The sequence below is a fragment of the Burkholderia sp. YHN3-13 genome, assembly GCF_055810675.1.
In genome coordinates, this window is record NZ_JBVVNQ010000010.1 from 39470 (window position 1) to 63332 (window position 23863).

Sequence of the window (23863 nt, forward strand, 5' to 3'; positions counted from 1 at the left end):
TGAAGCGACCACCGGCGCGGCCGGCCCGCGCTCATTGTCCGGCGAGTGTACCCAGCGCGTCGCCCGTGACGCGGACGATGCGCCATTCGGGCAGCACGGTCGCGCCCATTTTCTCGTAGAAATCGATCGCGGGCTGGTTCCAGTCGAGGACCGACCATTCGAAGCGAGCGCAACGGCGCTCGACGGCCAGGGCCGCGAGATGACGCAGCATCGCGGTGCCGAGGCCCGTGCCGCGCTGCGACGGCTGCACGTACAGATCCTCGAGGTAGAGGCCGCGACGGCCGAGGAACGTCGAATAGTTGTGGAAGAACAGTGCATACGCGACGATCGCACCGTCGTGCTCGGCCACCCGCGCTTCGGCGGCGGGGTGTTCGCCGAACAACGCATCGGCGAGATCGGCCTCGGTCGCGACGAACAGATCCGTGAGCTTTTCGAACGCGGCCAGTTCGCGCATCAGCGCGAGGATCGCGCCGACGTCGCGTGTTTCGGCCGCGCGGATCAGCGGCGTGCCGCTCACGCTTCCTCCGGCGGATCGGACAGCACGATCTCGATGCCGCCGAAGCGCGATGCGACCCAGTTGTACGCGTGGCAGGCGATCCACAGCAGCACGAAGCCGAGAATGGCGTTCAGCAGCAGTGCGCTCAGGATCGTGCTCAGTTCGACCATCCCGTAGCGGATGTACGCGACGAGAATGCCGAGCAGCACGATCGGCACGCTGAACGTCAGATACACGAGGATCAGCGCCTTTGCGGTCTGCCCCGCGGCGATCGACGAGATTTGTTTCTTCATGTGCGGATTGCCCCCGTAGAAATATACCGATAGTGGAATTCAGATCAGGCCGTCGAGCGGCAGGATGTCGACCGGGGTGCCCGCGTCGACTGCCGCGGTATCGTGGCCCAGGACGATGAAACAGTTGGCGGCCGCGAGGCCGCTCAACGAGGCGGAACTCTGCGAGCCGGCCGGCGTGACGTGCCAGCGGCCGTCGGCGGCGCGTGTCGCGATGCCGCGCAGGTATTCGGTGCGGCCGGGGCGCTTCTTCAATGGCTGCGTGCTGAGCGCCGGGTACGTCGCCGGCGGCGGCGTCCGCGCGCCGGCCAGCGTCAGCAGCGCCGGGCGCACGATCGCGTAGAACGTCACGGCCGACGCGACCGGATTGCCGGGCAGCCCGAAGAAGAGCGCGTGACCGGTGCCGCCGGCCGCACGCGCGAGCGTGCCGCAGGCGAGCGGCCGGCCGGGCCGCAGCGCGAGGCTCGCGAACGTCACGTCGCCGAGTTTTGCCATCACGTCACGCGTGAAGTCGGCTTCCCCGACCGAGACGCCGCCCGACGTGATCACCGCGTCGGCCTGCGCGTCGATGGCGTCGCGCAACGCGGCTTCGAGCGCGGCCGGGTCGTCGCGGACGATCCCGAGATCGAGCGCGTCGACATGCAGCCTTTTCAGCATCGCGATCAGCATGCCGCGATTGCTGTCGTACAGCGCGCCGCGGGCGAGCGGTTCACCGGGTTCGCGCAGCTCGTCACCGGTCGAGAACACGGCGACGCGCACGCGGCGGCGCACCGTGACGTCGGTGACGCCGAACGAGGCGAGCAGGCCGAGATCCGACGGGCGCAGAATGCGGCCCGCGGCGAGCGCACAGGCGCCGCGCGCGAGATCCTCGCCGGCCTTGCGGCAGTTCGCGCCGCGCGAGACTTCGTGCGCGCCGAAACGGATCGTGTCGCCGTCGATGCGCACGCGTTCCTGCGGAATCACCGTGTCGCATCCGGCCGGCATCGGCGCGCCCGTCATGATGCGCACGCACGAGCCGGTTGCCACGGCGCCATCGAACGGATGACCCGCGAACGCGGTGCCGGCGACCGTCATCGCGATGTCGCCCTGCGGCGTCGCGGGCGCGCCGGCGCTGCCGTCGAATGCGTAGCCGTCCATCGCCGAGTTGTCGTACGCGGGAATGTCGAACGGTGCGTTCACGTCAGCCACGAGCACGCGGTCGAGCGCATCACGCAGCATCACCGTGTCGCACGCGTCGACCGGCGCCGCGAAACGGCACGCGAGTGCCTGTGCGTCGGCGAGCGACAGCGGGGCATCGGAATCGGGTGCGGCTCGGGAGGCGGGCGAGGATTGCGTGATCATCAGTCGGACTGCGCCGCAAGGCGTATCGGGTTCGTGGCCGGTGGCGCGAGGAGGGTGCCTGGGCGCGAGTGTCGCGTGCGGCGGGCACCGGGCGGGAGCGGCACGGACGCGCCGTCAGCGACGGGCCAGCGCGGCGAGATCCTGCCAGGAATTGGCATTGTAAAACGCACGCTCGTCGCGAAACTCGACTTCGACCGTCTTGTGGCGTGCGTACCACGCACGCACCTTGCGGTCGCCGGCCGCGAGCCGGGCGGCCAGATCGTCGGCCAGCGACGTGCGCAGCAGCGCGAACGTCGGTTGCGGCGAGCGCGCCTGCTGCGCATCGACGGTCACGGCCATCGCGATGTCGGCCTGTTGCGCGTCGAGCGCCGCGTGCAGCCGCGCGACGAGGTCGGCGGGCAGGTAGGGCGTATCGCACGGCGAGCACGCGACGAGCGGCGCGCGCGCCACCCGCATGCCGGCGAGCAGGCCCGCGAGCGGACCGGGGAAGTCGGTTGTGTCGTCCGCGACGATGCGCGCGCCGAACGGCGCGCCGAGCTCGGCATAGCGATCGGCGTGGCGATTCGCGCTGATCAGCGTCTCGTCGACCTGCGGCGACAGCCGGCGCAGCACGTGCAGCGCGAGCGGCGTGCCGTCGAGCAACTGCAGGCCCTTGTCGACGCCGTCCATGCGCGTGGCGCGCCCGCCTGCGAGCAGCAGGCCGGCGATCGAGGGGGAGGCGGAAGCGGGCATCGCGCGAAAGCGGAACGGGGCGGCGTGCGTCAGCCGCCGATATACGACATTTCGACACGCTTGCCGGTGCCGTCGGGCATGGCCTCGGCCGATGCGCTGCCACGCAGCTGCGAATAGCGATCGGTGCGGGCCTGCCAGATGCGGGCGATCGCGGTCGCGATCTCGGCGTCGGTCGCGCCGCCGCGCACGAGGGCGCGCAGGTCGTGACCCGTCGACGCGAACAGGCACAGGTACAGCTTGCCTTCGGTCGACAGCCGCGCGCGCGTGCAGTCGCCGCAAAAGGCCTGGGTGACGCTCGAGATCACGCCGATCTCGCCGCTGCCGTCCGCATAACCCCAGCGTTGCGCGGTTTCGGCCGCCGTGTGCGCGTCGAGCGGCACCAGCGGGAAATGTTCGGCGATCCGCGCGACGACGTCGGCCGACGGCAGCACCTCGGTCATGTTCCAGCCGTTCGACGTGCCGACGTCCATGTATTCGATGAAGCGCAGGACCACGCCGGTGCCGCGGAAACGCTCGGCCATCGGCAGGATCTCGCTGTCGTTGGTGCCGCGCTTCACCACCATGTTGACCTTGACCGGCGCGAGGCCGGCCGCCTGCGCGGCGAAGATGCCGTCGAGCACGTCGGCACTCGCGAACTCGGCATCGTTCATGCGCTTGAACAGCGCGTCGTCGAGCGCGTCGAGGCTGACCGTCACGCGTGTGAGCCCGGCGTCCTTCAGCGCACGCGCCTTGCGCGCGAGCAGCGAGCCGTTGGTGGTCAGCGTCAGGTCGAGCGGGCGGCCGGCGTGCGTCGTCAGGCGCGCGAGGCGCTCGATCAGGAATTCGAGATTCTTGCGCAGCAGCGGCTCGCCGCCCGTGATGCGGATCTTCTCGACGCCGTGTGCGACAAAGAGTCGCGCCACGCGCTCGATCTCCTCGTGCGTGAGCAGGGCGCTGTGCGGCAGGAACGGGTAGTCCTTGTCGAAGACCGCGCGCGGCATGCAGTACACGCAACGGAAGTTGCAGCGGTCCGTCACCGAAATGCGCAGGTCGCGCAGCGGCCTGGCGAGCGTGTCGGCCAGCGTGCCGTCGGGGGCATGCGCGACGCCGGAGACGTCCGGCATCCCGCTGACGTCGGCGAGGGGAATGATGCGTCGGGACATGTTGAAAGAAGTGCGAACCAGACCTCCATTTTAGCCGCAAGCGGCCGGCGGGTCCGGTGGGCGGAAACCCGCAGCGCGGACATGAAAAAGCCCGCCGGAGGCGGGCTTTTCCTGGTCGGGCGATGCGACTTAGTGATGCGTCGTTTCGACCTGCTGCATCGGGGCCGTATCGGCCGGCGGCAGCACCTTGCGTTCGCGCGGCACGCGGGCCGGGCGCGGGAGCTGCGACGCGGCTTCCTGCGCGGCAGCGAGCTTGCCGGCGTCCGTGTTCACCCAGACGAGGCCGGCTTGCTCCAGCACGGCATCCAGGCTCGCCGAAGCGGGCGCGGCTGCCGGTTGCGCGGGAGCGGCTGCCGGCGCCGGTGCGGCGGCGACCTCGACCGGCGCAACGGCGACCGGTGCCGGTTCGACTGCCACCGGAGCGGCTTCGATCGCTACGGCCGGCGCGGCTTGCTCGACGGGCGCCGGCTGCGGCGCCTCGACAGCGACCGGGGCCGCGGCCGGGACTGCCGGCACTTCGAACGCGTCGGTCGGCGAAACCGCGACCGGAGCCGGACCGGCTTCGGCGACGACGGCCGGTGCAACCGGCGCCGGTTCCGCGACCTGCACGGCGACGGCCGGCTCGACCGGAGCCGCTTCGACGGGTGCCGGCGCCGGGGTTTCGACAGCGGCCGGAGCAGCATGCTGCTCGACGACTGCTTCCACGACGACCGCGCTTGCCACGGCTGCGACGACTGCCGGCGCGGCCGTGTGGGCCGGTTCGACAGCGGCCGGTGCCGCCGGCGTCACGGCTTGCACGGCGCCTTCGCCATCCGCGCCTTGCTCGGCCTGGTCGACGACCGTGCCGTCTTCTTCGCGCTCACGACGACCGCCGCGGCGGCCGCGACGGCGACGACGGCGCTCTTCGCCGTCGCGCGCGACGGCTTCCGCATCGGCTGCCAGATCGGCGCCGGGCAGGGCCTCCGCAACGGCCTTGTCGTCTTCCGGTTCCGGGTGGTTTTCACCGCGGTTGACGGTCTCGAGCGTGGCCGCATGCTGGGTCGGCTTGCGGCGCTCGCCGCGCTCGCGACGCTCGCCGCGTTCCTGGCGCTCGCCGCGGCCGGTTGCCTCGACGGCGTCCGCCTGCTCGGCACGCTCGCGCGGTTCGCGGTTCTCGCGCGGTTCGCGCGGCTCACGGCTTTCACGCGGTTCGCGGCCTTCGCGCGGGCCACGGCCCTCGCGACCTTCACGGCCCTCGCGACCTTCGCGACCTTCACGCAGCTCACGGCCCTCGCGCGGCTCACGGCCTTCACGCGGTTCGCGCACTTCCTTGCCTTCGCGTTCCTGGCGTTGCGGCTGGCCACGGCCTGCCGCTGCCTGATCGCGGCCGCCTTGCGCCTGCTGCGCGCCGCCGCGGCGGTTGCGATTGCGATCGCCGCCGCGCTGCTCGGTCTTTTCGGTCCGCTCGCGGGCCGGACGGGCCGCCTGCTCCTTCGCCGGTGCCGGAGCAACCGGCGCGGGCGCCGGTGCCGGCGCCACGCCGAACAGGCCCTTCAGCCAGCCGATGAAGCCGCCGCTTGCCGCGGCGACAGGGGCAGCCGGGGCGGGCGCGGCCACCGGTTCGACCGGGCGCTGCGGCGCCGGGCTCGGGGCCGGACGCTCGGGCGTGATGCCCTTGACCGCGGCTTCCTGCTTCGGCTTTACTTCCGCGGCGCGCTTGCTGTAGCCGGTTTCCGACTCGAGTTCGCGGGCGGCTTCCTCGGCCATCTTCCACGACGCGCGCGGATCGTCGAGGCGCGCATCGTCGTGACGCAGGCGCTCGAGCTTGTAGTGCGGCGTATCGAGGTGCTTGTTCGGGATCAGCACGATGCCGACCTTGAAGCGCGACTCGATCTTGTTGATTTCCTGACGCTTTTCGTTGAGCAGGAAGGCGGTCACCTCGACCGGCACCTGGCAGTGGATCGCCGCGGTGTTTTCCTTCATCGCTTCTTCCTGAATGATCCGCAGGACCTGCAGCGCGGACGATTCGGTATCGCGGATGTGGCCGGTGCCGTTACAGCGCGGGCAGGTCACGTGGCTGCCTTCCGACAGGGCCGGACGCAGGCGCTGGCGCGACAGCTCCATCAGGCCGAAGCGGGAGATCTTGCCCATCTGCACGCGCGCCCGGTCGTGCTTGAGCGCATCTTTCAGGCGCTGCTCGACTTCACGCTGGCTCTTCGCCGATTCCATGTCGATGAAATCGATCACGATCAGGCCGCCGAGGTCACGCAGGCGCAGCTGGCGGGCGACTTCGTCGGCCGCTTCGAGGTTCGTGCGGGTCGCCGTTTCCTCGATGTCCGCGCCCTTGGTCGCGCGCGCCGAGTTCACGTCGATCGCGACGAGCGCTTCGGTGTGGTCGATCACGATCGCGCCGCCCGACGGCAGCGGCACCGTGCGCGAGTACGCGGTTTCGATCTGGTGCTCGATCTGGAAGCGCGAGAACAGCGGCACGTCGTCGTGGTAGCGCTTCACCTTCGACACGTTGTCCGGCATCACGATATCCATGAACGCACGGGCCTGATCGTGGATCTCGGTCGTGTCGATCAGGATTTCGCCGATATCGGGCTGGAAATAGTCCCGGATCGCGCGGATCACGAGGCTCGATTCCAGATAGATCAGCATCGGCTGGCCGGCATTGCCGCTTTGCGACGCCGCTTCGATCGCGCGCCACAGCTGCAGCAGGTAGTTCAGGTCCCACTGCAGTTCCTCGGCGCTGCGGCCGATGCCCGCGGTACGGGCGATCATGCTCATGCCGTCCGGGATCTGCAGTTGCGCCATCGTTTCGCGCAGTTCCTGGCGCTCGTCGCCCTCGATCCGGCGCGACACGCCGCCGCCGCGCGGATTGTTCGGCATCAGCACGAGGTAACGGCCGGCGAGCGAGATGAAGGTGGTGAGGGCGGCGCCCTTGTTGCCACGCTCTTCCTTCTCGACCTGGACGATCAGCTCCTGGCCTTCGCGCAGGGCATCCTGGATGCGCGCGGAGCGCATGTCGATGCCTTCCTTGAAGTACTGGCGGGCGACTTCCTTGAACGGCAGGAAGCCGTGGCGGTCTTCGCCGTAGTTGACGAAGCACGCCTCGAGCGAAGGCTCGATACGGGTGATGACACCTTTGTAGATATTGCCTTTGCGCTGTTCGCGCCCGGCTGTCTCGATGTCGATGTCGATGAGCTTTTGCCCATCGACGATGGCGACGCGCAGCTCCTCCTGCTGCGTCGCATTGAACAGCATGCGTTTCATGAACGGCTCCAGGCGGCTCCGCTGCCGGCGCCTCGCGGTTGTCAGTCGCGAGGGCGGGAACGACGGCAGGCCGCACCTTGTTGTGTTGTCACGAGCACGCTGGAGCGGGAACGATGGCGGGGAGAATTGCCTGAAGAGGCGCTTGGGCCCGAAAGACGGAGCCGGCGGCCATAGGGCACCTGCGAATACGGCTTCAAAGCACGGCGTTCACACACCGCACGCTGCAAAGCGCGCTAAGCCTGAGTCCGGGCATTGCCACGGGCGCGCACAATGCGTCGCGCGCGCCGACGGGCGGCAGATGCTGCGGCTTGGGCCGCAGCGGGGAGTATCGAATCCAGCCCGACTTTCCCGCTTGGGGTGTACTTCCCTGGTTTGACGTCGCCAAGTCCCGCACGCTTCGCGGGACCAAATCGGGCGCAACGCCGTAATTTTCGCAACCGGCAGCCTGCGGACGCACTTCGCGCCGTCGGGCTGCCGATCAAATTCTTTTCAACCAACTTTCCGTTACCGCGGCGCCTTGCCGACCGAATCCGCCTGTGGGCGCGATCCTTGCCGACGGGCGGCGCCGTGCGTGCAACTTGCTGCATCTCTTTGATTAGGGGTGAGCAGCGGACCCCCGGCGCAAGTAAAATAACGGTTTGCGCTTGCGCCTTGCCCGATTCAGCCGGGGCCGGCCGGTCAGGCCACCCACAACGTCAGGCTGGGCAAAATTATATTCAGTATGAATGAGTTAGGCAAAATATCCCAGAATTCGGTCGCAAGCGGCCAGGTATCGATGATCGAGATCGACGAAAACTCGGCCGGTCAGCGTATCGACAACTTCCTGTTGCGCGTCTGTAAAGGCGTGCCGAAAAGCCATATTTACCGGATCCTCCGCAGCGGCGAAGTGCGCGTGAACAAGGGCCGGATCGATGCGCAGTACCGCCTGGCGCTGGGCGACATCGTCCGCGTGCCGCCCGTACGGGTGGCGGCAGCCGACCTGGCGCGCGCCGACACGCCGGTCGTGCCGCCCGCGAATTTCGACGTGCTGTACGAGGACGACGCGATGCTCGTCATCGACAAGCCGGCCGGCGTCGCCGTGCACGGCGGCAGCGGCGTCGCGTTCGGCGTGATCGAGCAGATGCGCCAGGCGCGCCCGCGCGCGAAATTCCTCGAGCTCGTGCACCGGCTCGACCGCGAGACGTCCGGGATCCTGATGCTCGCGAAGAAGCGCACGGCGCTGGTCGGCCTGCACGAACAGATCCGCGAGAACCGGATGGACAAGCGTTACTTCGCGTGCGCGCACGGCGAATGGCAGCCCGACTGGGGCCGCCGCCGCGCGGTCAAGGCGCCGCTGTTCAAGTATTCGACCCCGGAAGGGGAGCGCCGCGTGCGCGTGCAGGACGACGGGCTGGCGTCGCATACGGTGTTCAACCTCGTCGACCGCTGGTCCGACTATGTGCTCGTCGAGGCGGAACTCAAAACGGGTCGGACCCATCAGATCCGCGTGCACCTCGCGCATCTCGGCCTGCCGATCGCCGGCGACGCCAAGTATGGCGATTTCGCACTGAACAAGGCGCTGGCGCGCGCGAACGCGCAACCGTCACTGAAGCGGATGTTCCTGCATGCGCACCGGCTGCGGCTTGCGCATCCGCTGACCGGCGAGGCGCTGCAGTTCGATGCGCCGCTGCCGGACGAATGCCGGCGCTTCCTCGATCAACTCAGCGCACTGCGCGATACCGCCTGAACCGCATGGCTCGACAGCAATTTGACCTGATCGTCTTCGACTGGGACGGCACGCTGATGGATTCGACTGCGCACATCGCGCACAGCATCCAGGCCGCGTGCCGCGATCTCGGCCTGCCCACGCCGTCCGACGAGGCGTCGCGCTACGTGATCGGCCTCGGCCTGCGCGACGCGCTGCAGATTACCGCTCCGACCCTCGATCCGTCCGAGTACGCGAGGCTCGCCGAGCGCTACCGCTATCACTATCTGCTCGACGACCAGCGCATCGAGCTGTTCGCCGGCGTGCGCGAACTGCTCGCCGAGCTGCGCGACACGGGCTACCTGCTCGCGGTGGCGACCGGCAAGGGGCGGGTGGGGCTGAACCGCGTGCTCGACCAGTCGAAGCTGACGAGCCTGTTCGACGCGACGCGCTGCGCGGACGAGACGTTCTCGAAACCGCACCCGGCGATGCTGCACGAATTGTCGCGAGAATTGGGGCAGGATCTGGCGCGCACCGTGATGATCGGCGATACGACGCACGACCTGCAGATGGCCGCGAGCGCCGGGGCGGCCGGTGTCGGTGTCGCGTATGGCGCGCATACGGCCGATGCGCTGGCGGCGCTCGCGCCTCGCTTCGTCGCGCCCGATGTCGGTGCGCTGGCCGAATGGCTGAGGGAGCACGCATGAGCGCGGCGCCGGACGCCGTGCGCGTGTGCGCATCGGATGCGCTGGCCGACGGCGGCGCCGGCGTGCGCGTCGACGCGACGCTGCGCGGCGAGCAGGCCGTCGTGTTCTTCGTGCGCTACGACGGCCGCGCGTACGGCTACCTGAACCGCTGCGCGCATGTGCCGATGGAGCTCGACTGGGCCGAAGGGCAGTTCTTCGAGTCGTCGGGCCTTTACCTGATGTGCGCGACGCACGGCGCGATCTATGCGCCGGATACCGGCAAGTGTGTCAGCGGCCCGTGCCGCGGCGGCCGCCTGCGCCCGGTCGAGGTCGACGAACGCGACACGCCCGACGGCCGTGCGGTATTCTGGGTGCCGGATGCCGATCTGCATCCCGCCACTTCCGCCACGACCGACTGACGACACCACTGCATGGCCGACCAACCGAATTCCCCGGAATCCTCCTCCCGTCCCGACAGCCGTGAACCGAACTGGGAGCGCGCGGCGCTCGAACGGATCGCGCTCGCGGCCGTCAAGGAGCAGCGCGCGGCGCGGCGCTGGAAAATCTTCTTCCGCTTCGCGTTCCTCGGCGTGTTCGTGCTGCTTGCGTTCGCGCTGATCGATTTCTCGAGCGATTCGAAGTTCTCGTCGAGCGGGCGGCACACGGCGCTCGTGACGATCGACGGCGAGATCGCGGCCGGCGTCAACGCGAACGCCGAGGACATCAACACGGCGCTCGACGCCGCGTTCGACGACGACGGCACGGTCGGTGTCGTGCTGCGGATCAACAGCCCGGGCGGCAGCCCCGTGCAGGCCGGGATGGTCTACGACGAGATCCGGCGGCTGCGCGCGAAGCATCCGGACAAGCCGCTGTACGTCGTCGTGACCGACATGTGCGCATCGGGCGGCTATTACATCGCGGCCGCGGCCGACAAGATCTTCGTCGACAAGGCGAGCATCGTCGGGTCGATCGGCGTGCTGATGGACGGTTTCGGCTTCACCGGGCTGATGGGCAAGCTCGGCGTCGAGCGCCGCCTGCATACGTCGGGTGAAAACAAGGGCTTCTACGATCCGTTCTCGCCGGAGACGCCGAAGATGGACGCGCACGCGCAGGCGCTGCTCGACCAGGTGCACGCGCAGTTCATCAAGGCCGTGAAGGATGGCCGCGGCAAGCGGCTGCACGAGACACCCGACCTGTTCTCGGGGCTGTTCTGGACGGGCGAGAAGAGCGTCGAGCTCGGGCTCGCCGACGGCTACGGCACCACCGACACAGTCGCGCGCGACGTGCTGAAGGCGCCGGACCTCGTCGATTACACGGTGAAGGAAAGCCTGACGAACCGCGTCGCGCGCAAGTTCGGCGCGGCCGTCGGCGGCGCCGCGATGAAGGCGCTGACGGCCGGCGGCGCATCGGTCAGCCTGCGCTGACCGGCTGGCGGCGGGCCGCGACGGCCCGCCTTCGTGCCACCGGCTTGTGCCGGCTGACGCGTCAGTTCGCGAGCAGCAGGAAGATGGCGGGACGCTTGTGCAGATTCGGCGCGGGCGCCTTTTTCCAGTCGGTCACGGTGCGGCTCGCGATCGTTTCGGTCGCGAGGGTCAGGTCGGCCGCGACGCAAATCTGCGTCGACGGCGCGCAGGTCGCGATCAGCGTGTCGAGCATCGCGTGATTCCGGTATGGCGTTTCGATAAAGATCTGCGTCTGGCGCGCCTTGCGCGACAGTTGCTCGAGTTCGCGCAGCCGTTTCGCGCGCGCGGCCGCATCGACCGGCAGGTAGCCGTTGAACGCGAAGCTCTGGCCGTTCAGGCCCGACGCCATCAAGGCGAGCAGGATCGAACTCGGCCCGACGAGCGGCACGACCTTCACGCCGCGCTCGTGCGCGCGGCGCACCAGCAGCGCACCGGGATCGGCGACGGCCGGGCAACCGGCTTCCGACACGAGGCCGGCGTCCGCGCCGGCCAGGATCGGCGCGAGCAGCCGGTCGATGGCGCCGGCCGGCGTATTGACGTTCAGCTCGCTGATCTCGATTTCCTGGATCGGGCGGGTCGTGCCGATCTTCTTCAGAAACGCGCGCGTCGTTTTCGCGTTCTCGCCGATGTAATAGCCGAGCGTGCCGGCGCGCGCCTGGACGGCGGCGGGCAGCACGGCGGCAAGCATCGATTCGTCGCCTTCGCCGAGCGTGTTCGGGACGAGGTAAAGCGTGCCGGCGGTCATGCGCGGTCTCCACGGGTGGTTGCAAACAGCGGGTAGTCGGCGGCGCGCAGCATCCGCGTGAGCGCGATCAGCGGCAGGCCGACCAGCGCGGTCGGGTCGTCTGAGTCGATCGCGTCGAGCAGCGCGATGCCGAGCCCTTCGGATTTCGCGCTGCCGGCGACGTCGTACGGGGTTTCCGCGCGCAGGTACGCGTCGAGTTCGGCTTCGGGCAGCGAGCGGAAGCGTACGTGCGTGACGACGTCCTCGACCTGCGCTTCGCCCGTGCGGCTGTCGTACAGGCACAGCGCGCTGTGGAATTCGACCGCGCGGCCCTGCATCGACACGAGCTGCGCGAGCGCGCGCTCGTGCGTGCCGGGCTTGCCGATCTGAAGGCCGTCGAAGGTCGCGACCTGGTCCGACCCGATCACGAGCACGCCATCGGGTGCGTCAATCGTCGCGGCGACGGCGCGCGCTTTCGCGCCGGCGAGGCGCAGCGCGGTGGCCGCCGGGGTTTCGCCGTCGAGCGGGGTCTCGTCGAGGTCGGGCGACACGACGTCGAACGGCACGCCGAGGCGCTCGAGGAGCGCGCGGCGGTAGCGGGAACTGGAGGCGAGAATCAGCCGCGGCGGGCGGCAAACGGTATCCGGCATGGTCGGTTGGATCGGTGAGTCTTCAGGTGTGGCGCGGCGTTGCGCGGACGCAAGCTTAAGTGATTGACCGCAAAAGGTAAAACAGGTATGCTTTCCCGCTTTTCGTCGGCAGGCTTCCGCAGTGGTGGCGCCTGCCGGGTCTTCGGAAGTAAAGTACGTCATCCGCGGATGAGCCGTACGCGAGCGGTACCAAGCCGGATCCGCAAGTCAGCCTGTAGGCGGGAGCGCACATGAACACTTCTTCTGGCAAACCTGCGGCGGCGCTCGATCCGCGCGCGGTCGACCTGTTCGAGTTCGCCCGCAGCGGGCGGCAGGCAGCCGGTGCGGTGCATCTCTCGCAACTGCCGCGCATGTTAAACGAAGTGCCGGCGGACGCGCCAGATCGCGACACGGTCTTCACATGGCAGGCGGAAGGGTTCACGCAGAAGGAACTGCAGGACGACGGCGCCGACGGTCAGCAGCCGTACCTGCGCCTCGCGGTGCATGGCCATGCGTGGCTCACGTGCCAGCGCTGCATGACGCCGTACGACCAGACGTTCGACGTTGACATGACGTACCGGATCGTCGCGACCGAAGAAGAAGCTGAAGAATTTCCGCTCGACGACGATGAAGCCGATGTGATCGTGGGCTCACGCCAGTTCGATCTCGTCGACTTGATCGAAGAGGAATTGCTGCTTTCGTTGCCGCTCGTGCCCAAGCACGAGGTTTGCCCGGCAGTTCACGAAAGCCTCGTGTCGGGTGCGAGCGGTCCCGCGGAAGAGTCTGACGAAGAGTCCGACGAAGCCGGGGACGAAGGCAAACGGCCGAATCCGTTCGCAGCGCTGGAAGCGTTGAAGAAGGGCGGTGACGGCAACAAGAAACACTAAGCAGTTGTGGCGCGGGAAGGCGTAAGGGCTTTGGGCCAGGGTAGTTAAGCGCCGGATCGGGCTGTGTTAGAATCCGGAAAATTATTTAGGAGTTAGTCATGGCAGTCCAGCAAAACAAGAAGTCGCCGTCGAAGCGCGGCATGCATCGTTCGCACGATTTCCTGACGGCAGCGCCGCTGGCAGTCGAGCCGAGCACGGGTGAAGTGCACCTGCGTCACCACGTCAGCCCGAACGGCTACTACCGCGGCAAGAAAGTCGTCAAGACGAAGAACGACTAAGCGTCAAGTCACGCGTTGCGCGCTACGTTTGCCGTTCGCGTGACAACTGGTTCGCTTGACACTTTCCTGGCGCAACAAAAAGGCGGCATTCTACTGCCGCTTTTTTGTGCCTGAAATTCGTCGCATTCCATGACCGTAAAGCTCACAATCGATTGCATGGGAGGCGACCACGGCCCGTCCGTGACCGTTCCCGCGGCAGTCAAGTTCGTCCGCGCGCATCCCGATGCGCACCTGATGCTCGTCGGCATCGAAAGCGCGATCCGCGCTCAGCTGAAGAAGCTGAAAGCCCTCGACGATCCCGCGCTGACCATCGTTCCCGCCACCGAAGTCGTGGCGATGGACGACCCTGTCGAAGTGGCGCTGCGCAAGAAGAAGGATTCTTCGATGCGTGTCGCGCTCAATCACGTCAAGGATGGCGCGGCGCAGGCCTGCATCTCCGCCGGCAATACCGGCGCGCTGATGGCCGTTTCCCGTTACGTACTCAAGACGCTGCCCGGCATCGAGCGGCCCGCGATCGCGTTCGCGCTGCCGAACCCGACCGGCTACACGATGATGCTGGACCTCGGCGCGAACGTCGACTGCGAACCGCAGCACCTGCTGCAGTTCGCGGAGATGGGGCACGCGCTCGTGGCGGCGCTCGAAGGCAAGGAGCGTCCGACGATCGGCCTGCTGAACATCGGCGAGGAGGTCATCAAGGGCAACGAGACGATCAAGCGCGCGGGCGAGCTGCTGCGCGCCAGCACGCTCAATTTCCGCGGCAACGTGGAAGGCAACGACATCTACAAGGGCACCGTCGACGTGATCGTGTGCGACGGCTTCGTCGGCAACGTCGCGCTGAAGACGTCGGAAGGACTCGCGCAGATGCTGTCCGACATCATCCGCGAGGAGTTCGGCCGTTCGCTGATGTCGAAGCTGATGGCGCTGCTCGCGCTGCCGGTGCTGATGCGTTTCAAGAAGCGCGTCGACCACCGCCAGTACAACGGCGCGGCGTTGCTGGGGCTGAAGAGCCTCGTGATCAAGAGCCACGGTTCGGCCGACGCCTACGCGTTTGAGTGGGCGATCAAACGCGGGTATGATGCCGTCAAAAACGGCGTGCTGGAGCGCCTCGCGCGCGCGATGGCGGATAATTCAGTGTCGCTCGGCGATGGCGAACACGACGCGGGCGGCGCGGGCCAGGCAAGCCCGGCCGCAGGCCAACACGCCGAACCTTCCGCTGCGCAATCCTCTAAAGCATAAATGGCCCAATCGACTCTCTATTCCCGCGTGCTCGGCACGGGCAGCTACCTGCCGCCCGACCGCGTCACGAACCAGCAGTTGACCGATCGTCTTGCGAAGGAAGGCATCGAGACGAGCGATGAATGGATCGTTGCGCGCACGGGCATCCATGCGCGCCATTTCGCCGCGCCCGACGTCACGACGAGCGATCTCGCGCTCGAGGCGTCGCGCCGTGCGATCGAGGCGGCCGGTGTCGATCCGCAGTCGATCGACCTGATCATCGTCGCGACTTCGACCCCCGATTTCGTGTTCCCGAGCACCGCGTGCCTGTTGCAGAACAAGCTCGGCATCAAGAACGGCGGCGCGGCATTCGACGTGCAGGCCGTGTGCTCGGGCTTCGCGTACGCGATGGCAACGGCCGACAGCTTCATCCGCAGCGGCCAGCACCGTACGGCGCTCGTGGTCGGCGCGGAGACGTTCTCGCGCATTCTCGACTTCAAGGACCGCACGACCTGCGTGCTGTTCGGCGATGGCGCGGGCGCGGTGATCCTGTCCGCATCGGAGGAGCCGGGCGTGCTGGGCAGCGCGCTGCATGCCGACGGCAGCTATTCGCACATCCTCTGCACGCCGGGCAACGTCAACCGCGGCGTGATCGAGGGCAGCGCGTTCCTGTACATGGACGGGCAGGCCGTGTTCAAGCTCGCGGTCAACGTGCTCGAAAAGGTCGCGATCGAGGCGCTCGCCAAGGCGAATCTCGCGCCCGAACAGATCGACTGGCTGATTCCGCACCAGGCCAACATCCGCATCATGACCAGCACCTGCCGCAAGCTCGGCCTGCCGCAGGAGCGCATGGTCGTGACGGTCGACCAGCACGGCAACACGTCGGCCGCGTCGATCCCGCTGGCGCTCGACACCGCGGTGCGCGACGGCCGCATCCAGCGTGGCCAGCACGTGCTGATCGAAGGCGTCGGCGGCGGCTTCACCTGGGGCGCGTCGGTCTTCCGCTTCTGATCCGCGGCGCGCGACCGCTGCGCGCGGATCCCACCGGCGCGCCGTTCGTGCGCGCCGTCCGAATCGATTCAATTGGGGACGATATGAAATTTGCATTCGTTTTTCCGGGGCAGGGCTCGCAGGCGATCGGCATGCTCAACGCATTCGCCGATCTGGCCGTCGTGCGCGAGACGCTTCAGGAAGCGTCCGATGCACTCAATCAGGATCTCGGCAAGCTGATCGCCGAAGGCCCGGCCGAAGAGCTGAACCTGACCACCAATACACAGCCGGTGATGCTGACCGCCGCTTACGCGTGCTACCGCGCGTGGCAGCAGGCAGGCGGCCCGGCGCCGTCGATCGTCGCCGGCCACAGCCTCGGCGAGTACACGGCGCTCGTCGCCGCGGGTGCGCTGGCGTTCAAGGACGCGGTGCCGCTCGTGCGCTTCCGTGCGCAGGCGATGCAGACGGCCGTGCCGGTCGGCCAGGGCGGCATGGCCGCGATCCTGGGCCTTGACGACGACACCGTGCGCGCGGTGTGCGCCGAAGCCGCGGAAGCGGGCGTCGTCGAAGCGGTGAACTTCAATGCGCCCGCGCAGGTCGTGATCGCGGGCAGCAAGGCCGCGGTCGAAAAGGCGTGCGAGCTCGCGAAGGCGAAGGGCGCGAAGCGCGCGCTGCCGCTGCCGGTGTCGGCGCCGTTCCATTCGTCGCTGCTCAAGCCGGCGTCGGATCAGTTGCGCGACTACCTCGCGAACGTCGACGTGAAGGCGCCGCAGATTCCGGTCGTCAACAACATCGACGTGGCCGTGATCAGCGATCCGGCCGCGATCAAGGACGCGCTGGTGCGCCAGGCCGCGGGCCCGGTGCGCTGGGTCGAGTGCGTGCGGCACATCGCCGGCACCGGCGTCACGCACGTGATCGAATGCGGTCCGGGCAAGGTGCTCGCCGGCCTGACGAAGCGCATCGACGGCAACCTGACCGGTGCGTCGGTGTTCGATCCGGCATCGCTCGACGAAGCCCTCAAGCTGGTGACCGCCTGACGCGGCGCCTTTTTTCAAGAAACGGATATTCGATTCATGGAAAAGACTCTCGATAAACAGGTCGCGATCGTGACCGGCGCGTCGCGCGGCATCGGCCGTTCGATCGCGCTCGAACTGGCGCGCCTGGGCGCGACGGTGATCGGCACGGCGACGAGCGAATCGGGCGCCGCCGCGATCAGCGCGGCATTCGCCGAGGCGGGCGTCACGGGCCGCGGCGCGGTGCTGAACGTCAACGACGCAGCGGCCGCCGAGGCGCTGATCGATGCGACCGTGAAGGAATTCGGCGCGCTGAACGTGCTCGTCAACAACGCGGGCATCACGCAGGACCAGCTCGCGATGCGGATGAAGGACGAGGACTGGGACGCGGTGATCGACACCAACCTGAAATCGGTGTTCCGCCTGTCGCGCGCGGTGCTGCGCCCGATGATGAAGGCGCGCGGCGGCCGGATCATCAACATCACGTCGGTGGTCGGTTCGGCCGGCAACCCGGGTCAGGTCAACTACGCGGCCGCGAAGGCCGGCGTGGCGGGCATGACGCGTGCGCTCGCGCGCGAGATCGGCAGCCGCGGCATCACCGTGAACTGCGTCGCGCCGGGCTTCATCGATACCGACATGACGAAGACGCTGCCGGAAGAACAGCAGGCCGCGCTCAAGACCCAGATTCCGCTCGGCCGCCTCGGCAGCCCGGAGGACATCGCCCATGCCGTCGCGTTCCTCGCATCGCCGCAGGCCGGTTATATCACCGGCACGACGCTGCACGTGAACGGCGGCATGTACATGTCGTAACGGTTTTCGTTTACCATCCGCGCCGTATCCCGATTTTCAGGCGGATAGGCGCTTGATCGACCATCAAGCCAACGCGCGTTTTGGCGTCAGCAAACCTGATAAAATGCGCGCACTTGTAAATCTGAACTTTCCCTCGGAGGGGTAATGGACAACATCGAACAACGTGTCAAGAAGATCGTCGCTGAGCAACTGGGCGTCGCGGAAGCCGAGATCAAGAACGAAGCTTCGTTCGTGAACGACCTGGGCGCCGACTCGCTCGACACGGTCGAACTGGTGATGGCTCTGGAAGACGAGTTCGGCATGGAAATCCCGGACGAAGAAGCAGAGAAGATCACGACCGTTCAGCAAGCGATCGACTACGCTCGCGCAAACGTCAAGGCGTAAGCGCCTTTCGCGCTTGTCCGCCACGTCGCCGCGATCTTCGCGATTGACGCGCCATCCTGCCGGCTTCGCGCCGGACGGACTAACAGCCACAGGGCTCGCAGGGCTGGTTCCTGTGGCCACTGTGGCTTTTGTTTTTGTCATCCAATAATGGAAAAGAGGTTACCGTGAGCCGCCGTCGTGTTGTTGTTACAGGCCTGGGGCTGATTTCGCCTGTTGGCAATAATGTTGCCGACGGCTGGGCCAATCTCGTCGCCGGCAAGTCCGGTATCGCCACCGTCACGAAGTTCGATGCGTCGAACCTCGCCTGCCATTTCGCGGGCGAAGTGAAGGGTTTCAGCGCCGAGGAGTACATTCCGGCGAAGGAAGCCCGGAACATGGATACGTTCATCCATTACGGCATCGCCGCCGGCGTCCAGGCCATCCGGGACAGCGGGCTGGAAGTGAACGAAGCCAACGCGGAACGCATCGGCGTGCTGGTCGGTTCCGGCATCGGCGGCCTGCCGATGATCGAAGACACGCATCAGACCTACGTCGATCGCGGCGCACGCCGGATTTCGCCGTTCTTCGTGCCGGGTTCGATCATCAACATGATCTCGGGCCACCTGAGCATCATGTTCGGCCTGAAGGGCCCGAACCTCGCGGCCGTGACGGCCTGCACGACCGGCCTGCACAGCATCGGCCTCGCCGCGCGCCTGATCCAGGCCGGCGACGCCGACGTGATGGTCGCGGGCGGTGCCGAATCGACGGTGTCGCCGCTCGGCATCGGCGGTTTCGCGGCGGCGCGTGCGCTGTCGACCCGCAACGACGATCCGGCCAGCGCCTCGCGTCCGTGGGACAAGGACCGCGACGGCTTCGTGCTGGGCGAGGGTGCCGGCGTGATGGTGCTTGAGGAGTACGAGGCGGCGAAGGCGCGCGGCGCGAAGATCTATGCGGAAGTCTCGGGCTTCGGCATGACGGGCGACGCGTACCACATGACCGCGCCGAACATGGACGGCCCGCGCCGCTGCATGGTCGCGGCACTGCGCGACGCCGGCATGAACGCGGACGAGGTCCAGTACCTGAACGCGCACGGCACGTCGACGCCGCTGGGCGACAAGAACGAGTCCGACGCAGTGAAGGCGGCCTTCGGCGAGCACGCATACAAGCTCGTCGTGAACTCGACGAAGTCGATGACGGGCCACCTGCTGGGCGGCGCGGGCGGCCTCGAATCGGTGTTCACGGTGCTGGCGCTGCACAACAACGTGTCGCCGCCGACCATCAACATCTTCAACCAGGACCCCGAGTGCGATCTCGATTACTGCGCGAACACCGCGCGGGACATGAAGATCGACGTCGCCGTGAAGAACAACTTCGGCTTCGGCGGGACCAACGGCACGCTGGTGTTCAAGCGCGTCTGACGCTGAATCGCTTGACGAGTCCATTCGACATGCCGGCCGGGCGCCCGCAGCGCTTTGCGTTGCGGGCCTCGGCTGTCTCGTATCTCGTGCTGGCCGTGTTCGTCGCATCGGCTGCCGCGTCGGCCTATCTGTTCTGGGCGCCGCGCGCGGGCGCCGCCGCCGGCGCATGCGTGTCGGCCGCGACGGCCGCGCTGCTGGCCGTGTGCGCGGCGCGGGCCGGTGCGCGCCGGCTGCCGGCCGAGCTGCGGATCGATGCATTCGGGGAGATTGCGGCGTTTGGCCGCACCGGGCGGCTGCTGGCCCGTGGCCGCGTGACCGGCCATGCGCACTGGAGCAGCTTGCTGCTGGTGCTGTCGGTCGGGCAGGGTGCCCGGCGGGCCCGGCCGCTGCTGATTCCGGCCGATGCGCTCGACGCGGCATCGTTCAGCGCGCTGTCCGTGCTGGCGAGAACCGCGGGCGCGGCGGGGCGGGCATGACCGCGGCACGGTTACCGACCGTAACCAGCGGCCGGCGCCGGAACGCTACAATAGCGCTCCGCGTTGCATCCCTAGTTAACGGATTTGTCAGGTGAGTGAAAAAGAAATCGATCAGGCTCTGGTCGAGCGCGTACAGAAGGGCGACAAGGCGGCGTTCGAACTCCTGGTCTCCAAATACCACCGCAAGATCATTCGGCTGATCTCGCGCCTCGTGCGGGATCCCGCCGAGGTCGAGGATGTGGCCCAGGACGCGTTCATCAAGGCGTATCGTGCGCTGCCGCAATTTCGCGGCGAATCGGCGTTCTATACGTGGTTGTACCGGATTGCCGTCAATACGGCCAAGAACTACCTTGCGACGCAAGGCCGCCGGGCACCGACCTCGACCGAGGCCGATGCAGAGGAAGCGGAAACTTTCTCCGACGCAGACCAACTAAGGGATATCAACACGCCTGAGTCGATGTTGATGAGCAAGCAGATTGCCGAGACGGTCAACGCTGCAATGGCTCTGCTGCCCGAGGAACTGCGCCAGGCAATCACGCTGCGCGAGATCGAGGGCCTTAGCTACGAAGAGATCGCGGAAATGATGGGCTGTCCGATCGGGACGGTCCGGTCGCGGATCTTCCGCGCACGCGAAGCAATCGCTGCCAAGTTGCGTCCGCTGCTCGATACGCCCGAAGGCAAGCGCTGGTAAGCGCGATGGGCGTAACGACGCGGGTCGGGGTCTAGTTACGGATAGAGTCGTGAAGTCACGACGGGGTGTGCAAGATGGGGAGCATCATGGGGTCGGTCAATACGCAATCGCAAGCGTGCTCGCGCGGCGAGCGCCTTTCCGCGCTGGTCGACGGCGAAATGTTCGATGGCCCGGACCACGGGCAGTTTCTGGCTGAGCTCGACCGCGCGGATCGCGCTGCGTGGGCCCATTACCACCTGATCGGCGATGCGCTGCGCTCGGACGAGCTCGCGCTGTCGCCCGCCGTGAGCGTCGCGTTCACCGCGCGCATGTCGGCTGCGCTCGACAGCGAGCCGCACCTGCTCGCGCCGGCGGCGGCGCCGGTCGCACGCAAGCTGCTGTCGCTGCGCCGGCGTGTCGTGCCCGCGTTCGCGGTCGCGGCCGCGGCAGCCACGCTGACGTGGATCGTCGTCCCGCAGATGCAGACGGCCGGTGCCCCGGGCGCCGTCCAGGTCGCATCGGCCGGTGCGCAGCAAGGCGGCAACCTGCAGCGCGTGACGGTTGCGCAGGCATCGGCCCAGCCGGGCCTGCAGGACGTCAACATCATTCGCGACGCGAGCCTCGACCAATATCTTGAAGCGCACCAGCAATTCGCGCAGCAGCCCGTCGTCACGGGTTCGATGCCGCTGATCCGCGCAGCCGTGACCACCACGCCAGGCCAATAAACCCGATGCGGACATTGCAGTTGAATCACGCCATCTCCGGGTGGAAGCGGCTGCCGGCCCTCCTGCTTTGCGCAGCCGCCCTGTTGTCCGTTCAATCCCTTCCTGCCAGCGCCCAGCAACCGGACGATCCCGTCGCGACCCGCAAGGGCGCCGCGGACTGGCTCGACCGCGTCCAGCAGGCGGCGCAGCAGCAGAGTTACGAAGGCACGTTCGTCTACCAGCGCGGCGGGTATGTCCAGTCGTCGCGCATCGCGCACGTCGCGTCCCGCGACGGCGAGTTCGAGCGGATCGAGACGCTCGACGGCAAGCCGCGCAAGCTGCTGCGGCATAACGACGAGCTGTACACGTTCGTGCCCGAGCGCAAGCTGTGCGTGGTCGAGCGCCGCCAGACGCGCGACTCGTTCCCCGCGCTGCTCGGCGCGAGCGGCGAGCACGTGATGTCGGTCTACGACGCGAAGTCGCTCGGCAAGGACCGCGTGGCCGGGATCGACGCGCAGGTCGTCGAGCTCGTGCCGAAGGATGCGTACCGTTTCACGTACAAGCTGTGGGCCGATGCGCGCACCGGGCTGCTGCTGCGTTCGCAGACGCTCGATGCGAACGATCACGTGCTCGAACAGATTGCGTTCTCCCAGTTGCAGACGGGGGGCGCGAACGGCGACAAGGCCGCGATCGCGGCCGGCATGCGCAACCTGAGCGGCTGGACGGTCGTGCGCCCGCCGGTCGCGACGGTCGACATGGAAGCGCAGGGCTGGCAGCTCGCACCGAGCGTTGCCGGCTTCCAGAAGATTCGTGAAGTGCGCCGGCCGATGGCCGCGCGCGATGCAGGCGACCCGCCGATCGCGGTCGATCAGGCCGTCTTCACCGACGGTCTCGCGACGATCTCGGTGTTCATCGAGCCGGCCGAAAAGAATACGCGCAAGGAAGGCGCGGGCAGCACCGGTGCGACGCACGTTCTCGTGAAGCGCCGCGGCGACTACTGGATCACCGTGCTCGGCGAAGTGCCGCCGGCCACGTTGCAGCAGTTCGCGTCTGCCATAGAATACAAGGCTTCCAAGTAACGCTACGGCTTCCGACATGATGAAACTCACGCTGCGCAAATGGCTCGCGGCGGCGGCGTTGTCTGCCTGCCTGCCGCTCGTGCCGCATACCGCATTCGCCGTGACGGCTCCCGCTGCCAGCCTGCCCGACTTCGCCGACCTGGTCGAAAAGGTCGGGCCGGCCGTCGTGAACATCCGGACCACCGCCAACGTGCCGACCAACAGCGGCCCGCGCGGGATGCTCCCGCCGGGCTTCGACAACGGCGACATGTCGGAATTCTTCCGGCGCTTCTTCGGCATTCCGCTGCCGCAGGCGCCCGGCAACGGCGGCGGCAACGGCAGCAACCCGAAGAGCGCGCCGGCGCCGGACAATCCGCCCGACACCGAGCAGAACCGTGGCGTGGGCTCGGGCTTCATCGTGTCGGCCGACGGTTACGTGATGACCAATGCGCACGTCGTCGACGATGCGGACACCATCTACGTGACGCTGACCGACAAGCGCGAATTCAAGGCGAAGCTGATCGGCGTGGACGACCGCACGGACGTCGCGGTCGTGAAGATCCAGGCGTCGAACCTGCCGGTCGTCGCGATCGGCGATTCGAACAAGGTGCGCGTCGGCGAGTGGGTCGTCGCGATCGGTTCGCCGTTCGGCCTCGACAACACGGTGACGGCCGGCATCGTCAGCTCGAAGAGCCGCAACACGGGCGACTATCTGCCGTTCATCCAGACCGACGTCGCCGTGAACCCCGGCAACTCGGGCGGCCCGCTGATCAACATGCAGGGCGAGGTGATCGGCATCAATTCGCAGATCTACAGCCGTACCGGCGGCTTCATGGGCATCTCGTTCGCGATTCCGATCGACGAGGCGATGCGCGTGGCCGACCAGCTGAAGGCGACCGGCAAGGTCACGCGCGGCCGGATCGCGGTGGCGATCGGCGAGGTGACGAAGGACGTGGCCGATTCGATCGGGCTGCCGAAGGCCGAAGGCGCGCTCGTCAGCAGCGTCGAGCCGGGCGGCCCGGCCGACAAGGCGGGCATCCAGCCGGGCGACATTATCCTGAAGTTCAACGGCCGTTCGGTCGACACGGCGTCGGACCTGCCGCGCATGGTCGGCGACACCAAGCCCGGCACGAAGGCGACGGTCAGCGTGTGGCGCAAGGGTCAGGCACGCGATCTGCCGATCACGATCGCGGAGACGCCGGCCGAGTCGACGGCGAAGGCCGAACAGCGCAAGAACGCGCCGCAGAAGCCGCGCCAGACCAATTCGCTCGGTCTGACGGTGAGCGACCTGACGGCCGACCAGATGAAGGCGCTGAAGCTGAAGAACGGCGTGCAGATCGACGGCGTCGACGGCCCGGCTGCCCGTGCGGGCCTGCAGCGCGGCGACATCGTGCTGCGCGTCGGCGACACCGACATCACGAACGCGAAGCAGTTCGCCGACGTGACGGCGCAGCTCGATCCGCAGAAGGCGGTCGCGGTGCTCGTGCGGCGTGGCGACAACACGCAGTTCGTGCCCGTGCGGCCGCGCCAGAAGTAACG

At 67.7% G+C, this 23863-nt stretch carries 25 protein-coding genes; 17 read left to right on the plus strand and 8 right to left on the minus strand.

Translation table 11 applies throughout. The features are described 5' to 3' along the window. Nucleotides 1-31: 31 nt before the first annotated feature. The 6 genes from AC0KUR_RS22035 to AC0KUR_RS22060 form a co-directional block, all read right to left on the minus strand. A complete protein-coding gene (locus tag AC0KUR_RS22035) occupies nucleotides 32-517 on the minus strand; it encodes a GNAT family N-acetyltransferase (RefSeq protein WP_034186484.1) in 486 nt (161 codons plus the stop codon). After that, complete coding sequence (locus AC0KUR_RS22040; RefSeq protein ID WP_006476519.1) at nucleotides 514-789, minus strand: hypothetical protein; 276 nt, start codon at nucleotides 787-789, stop codon at nucleotides 514-516. Before AC0KUR_RS22040 ends, AC0KUR_RS22035 begins: the two co-directional genes overlap by 4 nt. A gap of 39 nt (nucleotides 790-828) precedes the next feature. Then, nucleotides 829-2127 (minus strand): molybdopterin molybdotransferase MoeA, encoded by a 1299-nt coding sequence (gene moeA / locus AC0KUR_RS22045; RefSeq protein ID WP_473376421.1) that lies wholly within the window; start codon nucleotides 2125-2127, stop codon nucleotides 829-831. Between the two features lie 114 nt (nucleotides 2128-2241). After that, nucleotides 2242-2859 (minus strand): molybdenum cofactor guanylyltransferase MobA, encoded by a 618-nt coding sequence (gene mobA, locus AC0KUR_RS22050; protein WP_059560716.1) that lies wholly within the window; start codon nucleotides 2857-2859, stop codon nucleotides 2242-2244. A 29-nt stretch (nucleotides 2860-2888) separates the two neighbouring features. Continuing rightward, nucleotides 2889-4001: a GTP 3',8-cyclase MoaA gene (gene moaA / locus AC0KUR_RS22055; RefSeq protein WP_034186487.1), complete on the minus strand. Its 1113-nt coding sequence runs from the start codon at nucleotides 3999-4001 to the stop codon at nucleotides 2889-2891. Nucleotides 4002-4130: 129 nt separating this feature from the next. After that, nucleotides 4131-7256 carry an Rne/Rng family ribonuclease gene (locus AC0KUR_RS22060; RefSeq protein WP_069705364.1) on the minus strand — a complete coding sequence of 1042 codons (3126 nt, stop codon included), beginning with the start codon at nucleotides 7254-7256 and terminating at the stop codon, nucleotides 4131-4133. A gap of 721 nt (nucleotides 7257-7977) precedes the next feature. Between AC0KUR_RS22060 and AC0KUR_RS22065 the strand changes: the two genes are divergently transcribed. From AC0KUR_RS22065 to AC0KUR_RS22080, 4 genes are read left to right on the plus strand one after another with little or no spacing between them, the layout of a single operon-like run. Beyond that, nucleotides 7978-8982: an RluA family pseudouridine synthase gene (locus tag AC0KUR_RS22065; protein ID WP_034186489.1), complete on the plus strand. Its 1005-nt coding sequence runs from the start codon at nucleotides 7978-7980 to the stop codon at nucleotides 8980-8982. Between the two features lie 5 nt (nucleotides 8983-8987). Next, complete coding sequence (locus tag AC0KUR_RS22070; protein WP_049030461.1) at nucleotides 8988-9647, plus strand: HAD-IA family hydrolase; 660 nt, start codon at nucleotides 8988-8990, stop codon at nucleotides 9645-9647. Further along, nucleotides 9644-10045 (plus strand): Rieske (2Fe-2S) protein, encoded by a 402-nt coding sequence (locus AC0KUR_RS22075; protein ID WP_473376422.1) that lies wholly within the window; start codon nucleotides 9644-9646, stop codon nucleotides 10043-10045. The genes AC0KUR_RS22070 and AC0KUR_RS22075 overlap by 4 nt, the downstream gene beginning before the upstream one ends. A gap of 12 nt (nucleotides 10046-10057) precedes the next feature. Further along, nucleotides 10058-11050, plus strand: a complete 993-nt coding sequence (locus AC0KUR_RS22080) for a S49 family peptidase (protein ID WP_049030457.1) — start codon at nucleotides 10058-10060, stop codon at nucleotides 11048-11050. Nucleotides 11051-11111: 61 nt separating this feature from the next. Here AC0KUR_RS22080 and AC0KUR_RS22085 read toward each other — a convergent pair whose 3' ends face one another. After that, nucleotides 11112-11834, minus strand: a complete 723-nt coding sequence (locus AC0KUR_RS22085) for an SAM-dependent methyltransferase (RefSeq protein WP_034186493.1) — start codon at nucleotides 11832-11834, stop codon at nucleotides 11112-11114. Further along, nucleotides 11831-12463, minus strand: coding sequence for a Maf-like protein (locus tag AC0KUR_RS22090; RefSeq protein ID WP_034186494.1), 633 nt, complete (start codon nucleotides 12461-12463; stop codon nucleotides 11831-11833). The genes AC0KUR_RS22085 and AC0KUR_RS22090 overlap by 4 nt, the downstream gene beginning before the upstream one ends. A 230-nt stretch (nucleotides 12464-12693) precedes the next feature. Between AC0KUR_RS22090 and AC0KUR_RS22095 the strand changes: the two genes are divergently transcribed. From AC0KUR_RS22095 to AC0KUR_RS22155, 13 genes are all read left to right on the plus strand, one after another. Continuing rightward, nucleotides 12694-13329, plus strand: a complete 636-nt coding sequence (locus AC0KUR_RS22095; protein WP_034186495.1) for a DUF177 domain-containing protein — start codon at nucleotides 12694-12696, stop codon at nucleotides 13327-13329. Nucleotides 13330-13427: 98 nt separating this feature from the next. After that, nucleotides 13428-13607, plus strand: a complete 180-nt coding sequence (rpmF, locus tag AC0KUR_RS22100; protein WP_006051932.1) for a 50S ribosomal protein L32 — start codon at nucleotides 13428-13430, stop codon at nucleotides 13605-13607. Nucleotides 13608-13736: 129 nt separating this feature from the next. Continuing rightward, nucleotides 13737-14843 (plus strand): phosphate acyltransferase PlsX, encoded by a 1107-nt coding sequence (plsX, locus tag AC0KUR_RS22105; protein ID WP_034186496.1) that lies wholly within the window; start codon nucleotides 13737-13739, stop codon nucleotides 14841-14843. Continuing rightward, complete coding sequence (locus AC0KUR_RS22110) at nucleotides 14844-15833, plus strand: beta-ketoacyl-ACP synthase III (RefSeq protein ID WP_034186497.1); 990 nt, start codon at nucleotides 14844-14846, stop codon at nucleotides 15831-15833. Nucleotides 15834-15916: 83 nt separating this feature from the next. Then, entirely contained in the window at nucleotides 15917-16849 is a 933-nt protein-coding gene (gene fabD, locus AC0KUR_RS22115; protein ID WP_226251698.1) for an ACP S-malonyltransferase, read from the plus strand. A 36-nt stretch (nucleotides 16850-16885) separates the two neighbouring features. Further along, a complete protein-coding gene (gene fabG, locus AC0KUR_RS22120) occupies nucleotides 16886-17635 on the plus strand; it encodes a 3-oxoacyl-ACP reductase FabG (RefSeq protein ID WP_034186499.1) in 750 nt (249 codons plus the stop codon). 144 nt (nucleotides 17636-17779) lie between these two features. Beyond that, on the plus strand, nucleotides 17780-18019 hold the full coding sequence (acpP, locus tag AC0KUR_RS22125) for an acyl carrier protein (RefSeq protein ID WP_004197638.1): 240 nt from the start codon (nucleotides 17780-17782) through the stop codon (nucleotides 18017-18019). A gap of 164 nt (nucleotides 18020-18183) precedes the next feature. After that, complete coding sequence (gene fabF, locus AC0KUR_RS22130) at nucleotides 18184-19416, plus strand: beta-ketoacyl-ACP synthase II (RefSeq protein ID WP_034186500.1); 1233 nt, start codon at nucleotides 18184-18186, stop codon at nucleotides 19414-19416. A gap of 11 nt (nucleotides 19417-19427) precedes the next feature. Beyond that, nucleotides 19428-19892: a hypothetical protein gene (locus tag AC0KUR_RS22135; protein ID WP_069245555.1), complete on the plus strand. Its 465-nt coding sequence runs from the start codon at nucleotides 19428-19430 to the stop codon at nucleotides 19890-19892. Nucleotides 19893-19983: 91 nt separating this feature from the next. Beyond that, on the plus strand, nucleotides 19984-20583 hold the full coding sequence (rpoE, locus tag AC0KUR_RS22140; protein ID WP_006490873.1) for an RNA polymerase sigma factor RpoE: 600 nt from the start codon (nucleotides 19984-19986) through the stop codon (nucleotides 20581-20583). Nucleotides 20584-20669: 86 nt separating this feature from the next. Continuing rightward, complete coding sequence (locus AC0KUR_RS22145) at nucleotides 20670-21287, plus strand: sigma-E factor negative regulatory protein (protein ID WP_034186502.1); 618 nt, start codon at nucleotides 20670-20672, stop codon at nucleotides 21285-21287. Nucleotides 21288-21292: 5 nt separating this feature from the next. Then, complete coding sequence (locus AC0KUR_RS22150) at nucleotides 21293-22345, plus strand: MucB/RseB C-terminal domain-containing protein (protein ID WP_034186503.1); 1053 nt, start codon at nucleotides 21293-21295, stop codon at nucleotides 22343-22345. 16 nt (nucleotides 22346-22361) lie between these two features. Further along, the gene (locus AC0KUR_RS22155; RefSeq protein WP_034186504.1) at nucleotides 22362-23861 is read left to right on the plus strand and encodes a DegQ family serine endoprotease; all 1500 of its coding nucleotides are present in this window, start codon (nucleotides 22362-22364) and stop codon (nucleotides 23859-23861) included. Nucleotides 23862-23863 lie beyond the last annotated feature (2 nt).

What these genes read in the sequence shown, in the direction of transcription:
- acpP (WP_004197638.1), top strand. Translation starts at nt 17,780, where the DNA reads ATGGACAACATCGAACAACGTGTCAAGAAGATCGTCGCTGAGCAACTG.
- moaA (WP_034186487.1), bottom strand. Translation starts at nt 4,001, where the DNA reads ATGTCCCGACGCATCATTCCCCTCGCCGACGTCAGCGGGATGCCGGAC.
- AC0KUR_RS22065 (WP_034186489.1), top strand. Translation starts at nt 7,978, where the DNA reads ATGAATGAGTTAGGCAAAATATCCCAGAATTCGGTCGCAAGCGGCCAG.
- AC0KUR_RS22155 (WP_034186504.1), top strand. Translation starts at nt 22,362, where the DNA reads ATGATGAAACTCACGCTGCGCAAATGGCTCGCGGCGGCGGCGTTGTCT.
- AC0KUR_RS22040 (WP_006476519.1), bottom strand. Translation starts at nt 789, where the DNA reads ATGAAGAAACAAATCTCGTCGATCGCCGCGGGGCAGACCGCAAAGGCG.
- AC0KUR_RS22090 (WP_034186494.1), bottom strand. Translation starts at nt 12,463, where the DNA reads ATGCCGGATACCGTTTGCCGCCCGCCGCGGCTGATTCTCGCCTCCAGT.
- AC0KUR_RS22080 (WP_049030457.1), top strand. Translation starts at nt 10,058, where the DNA reads ATGGCCGACCAACCGAATTCCCCGGAATCCTCCTCCCGTCCCGACAGC.
- fabD (WP_226251698.1), top strand. Translation starts at nt 15,917, where the DNA reads ATGAAATTTGCATTCGTTTTTCCGGGGCAGGGCTCGCAGGCGATCGGC.
- rpmF (WP_006051932.1), top strand. Translation starts at nt 13,428, where the DNA reads ATGGCAGTCCAGCAAAACAAGAAGTCGCCGTCGAAGCGCGGCATGCAT.
- AC0KUR_RS22150 (WP_034186503.1), top strand. Translation starts at nt 21,293, where the DNA reads ATGCGGACATTGCAGTTGAATCACGCCATCTCCGGGTGGAAGCGGCTG.
- plsX (WP_034186496.1), top strand. Translation starts at nt 13,737, where the DNA reads ATGACCGTAAAGCTCACAATCGATTGCATGGGAGGCGACCACGGCCCG.
- AC0KUR_RS22060 (WP_069705364.1), bottom strand. Translation starts at nt 7,256, where the DNA reads ATGAAACGCATGCTGTTCAATGCGACGCAGCAGGAGGAGCTGCGCGTC.
- AC0KUR_RS22070 (WP_049030461.1), top strand. Translation starts at nt 8,988, where the DNA reads ATGGCTCGACAGCAATTTGACCTGATCGTCTTCGACTGGGACGGCACG.
- AC0KUR_RS22085 (WP_034186493.1), bottom strand. Translation starts at nt 11,834, where the DNA reads ATGACCGCCGGCACGCTTTACCTCGTCCCGAACACGCTCGGCGAAGGC.
- fabG (WP_034186499.1), top strand. Translation starts at nt 16,886, where the DNA reads ATGGAAAAGACTCTCGATAAACAGGTCGCGATCGTGACCGGCGCGTCG.
- AC0KUR_RS22075 (WP_473376422.1), top strand. Translation starts at nt 9,644, where the DNA reads ATGAGCGCGGCGCCGGACGCCGTGCGCGTGTGCGCATCGGATGCGCTG.
- AC0KUR_RS22110 (WP_034186497.1), top strand. Translation starts at nt 14,844, where the DNA reads ATGGCCCAATCGACTCTCTATTCCCGCGTGCTCGGCACGGGCAGCTAC.
- mobA (WP_059560716.1), bottom strand. Translation starts at nt 2,859, where the DNA reads ATGCCCGCTTCCGCCTCCCCCTCGATCGCCGGCCTGCTGCTCGCAGGC.
- AC0KUR_RS22095 (WP_034186495.1), top strand. Translation starts at nt 12,694, where the DNA reads ATGAACACTTCTTCTGGCAAACCTGCGGCGGCGCTCGATCCGCGCGCG.
- AC0KUR_RS22145 (WP_034186502.1), top strand. Translation starts at nt 20,670, where the DNA reads ATGGGGTCGGTCAATACGCAATCGCAAGCGTGCTCGCGCGGCGAGCGC.
- moeA (WP_473376421.1), bottom strand. Translation starts at nt 2,127, where the DNA reads ATGATCACGCAATCCTCGCCCGCCTCCCGAGCCGCACCCGATTCCGAT.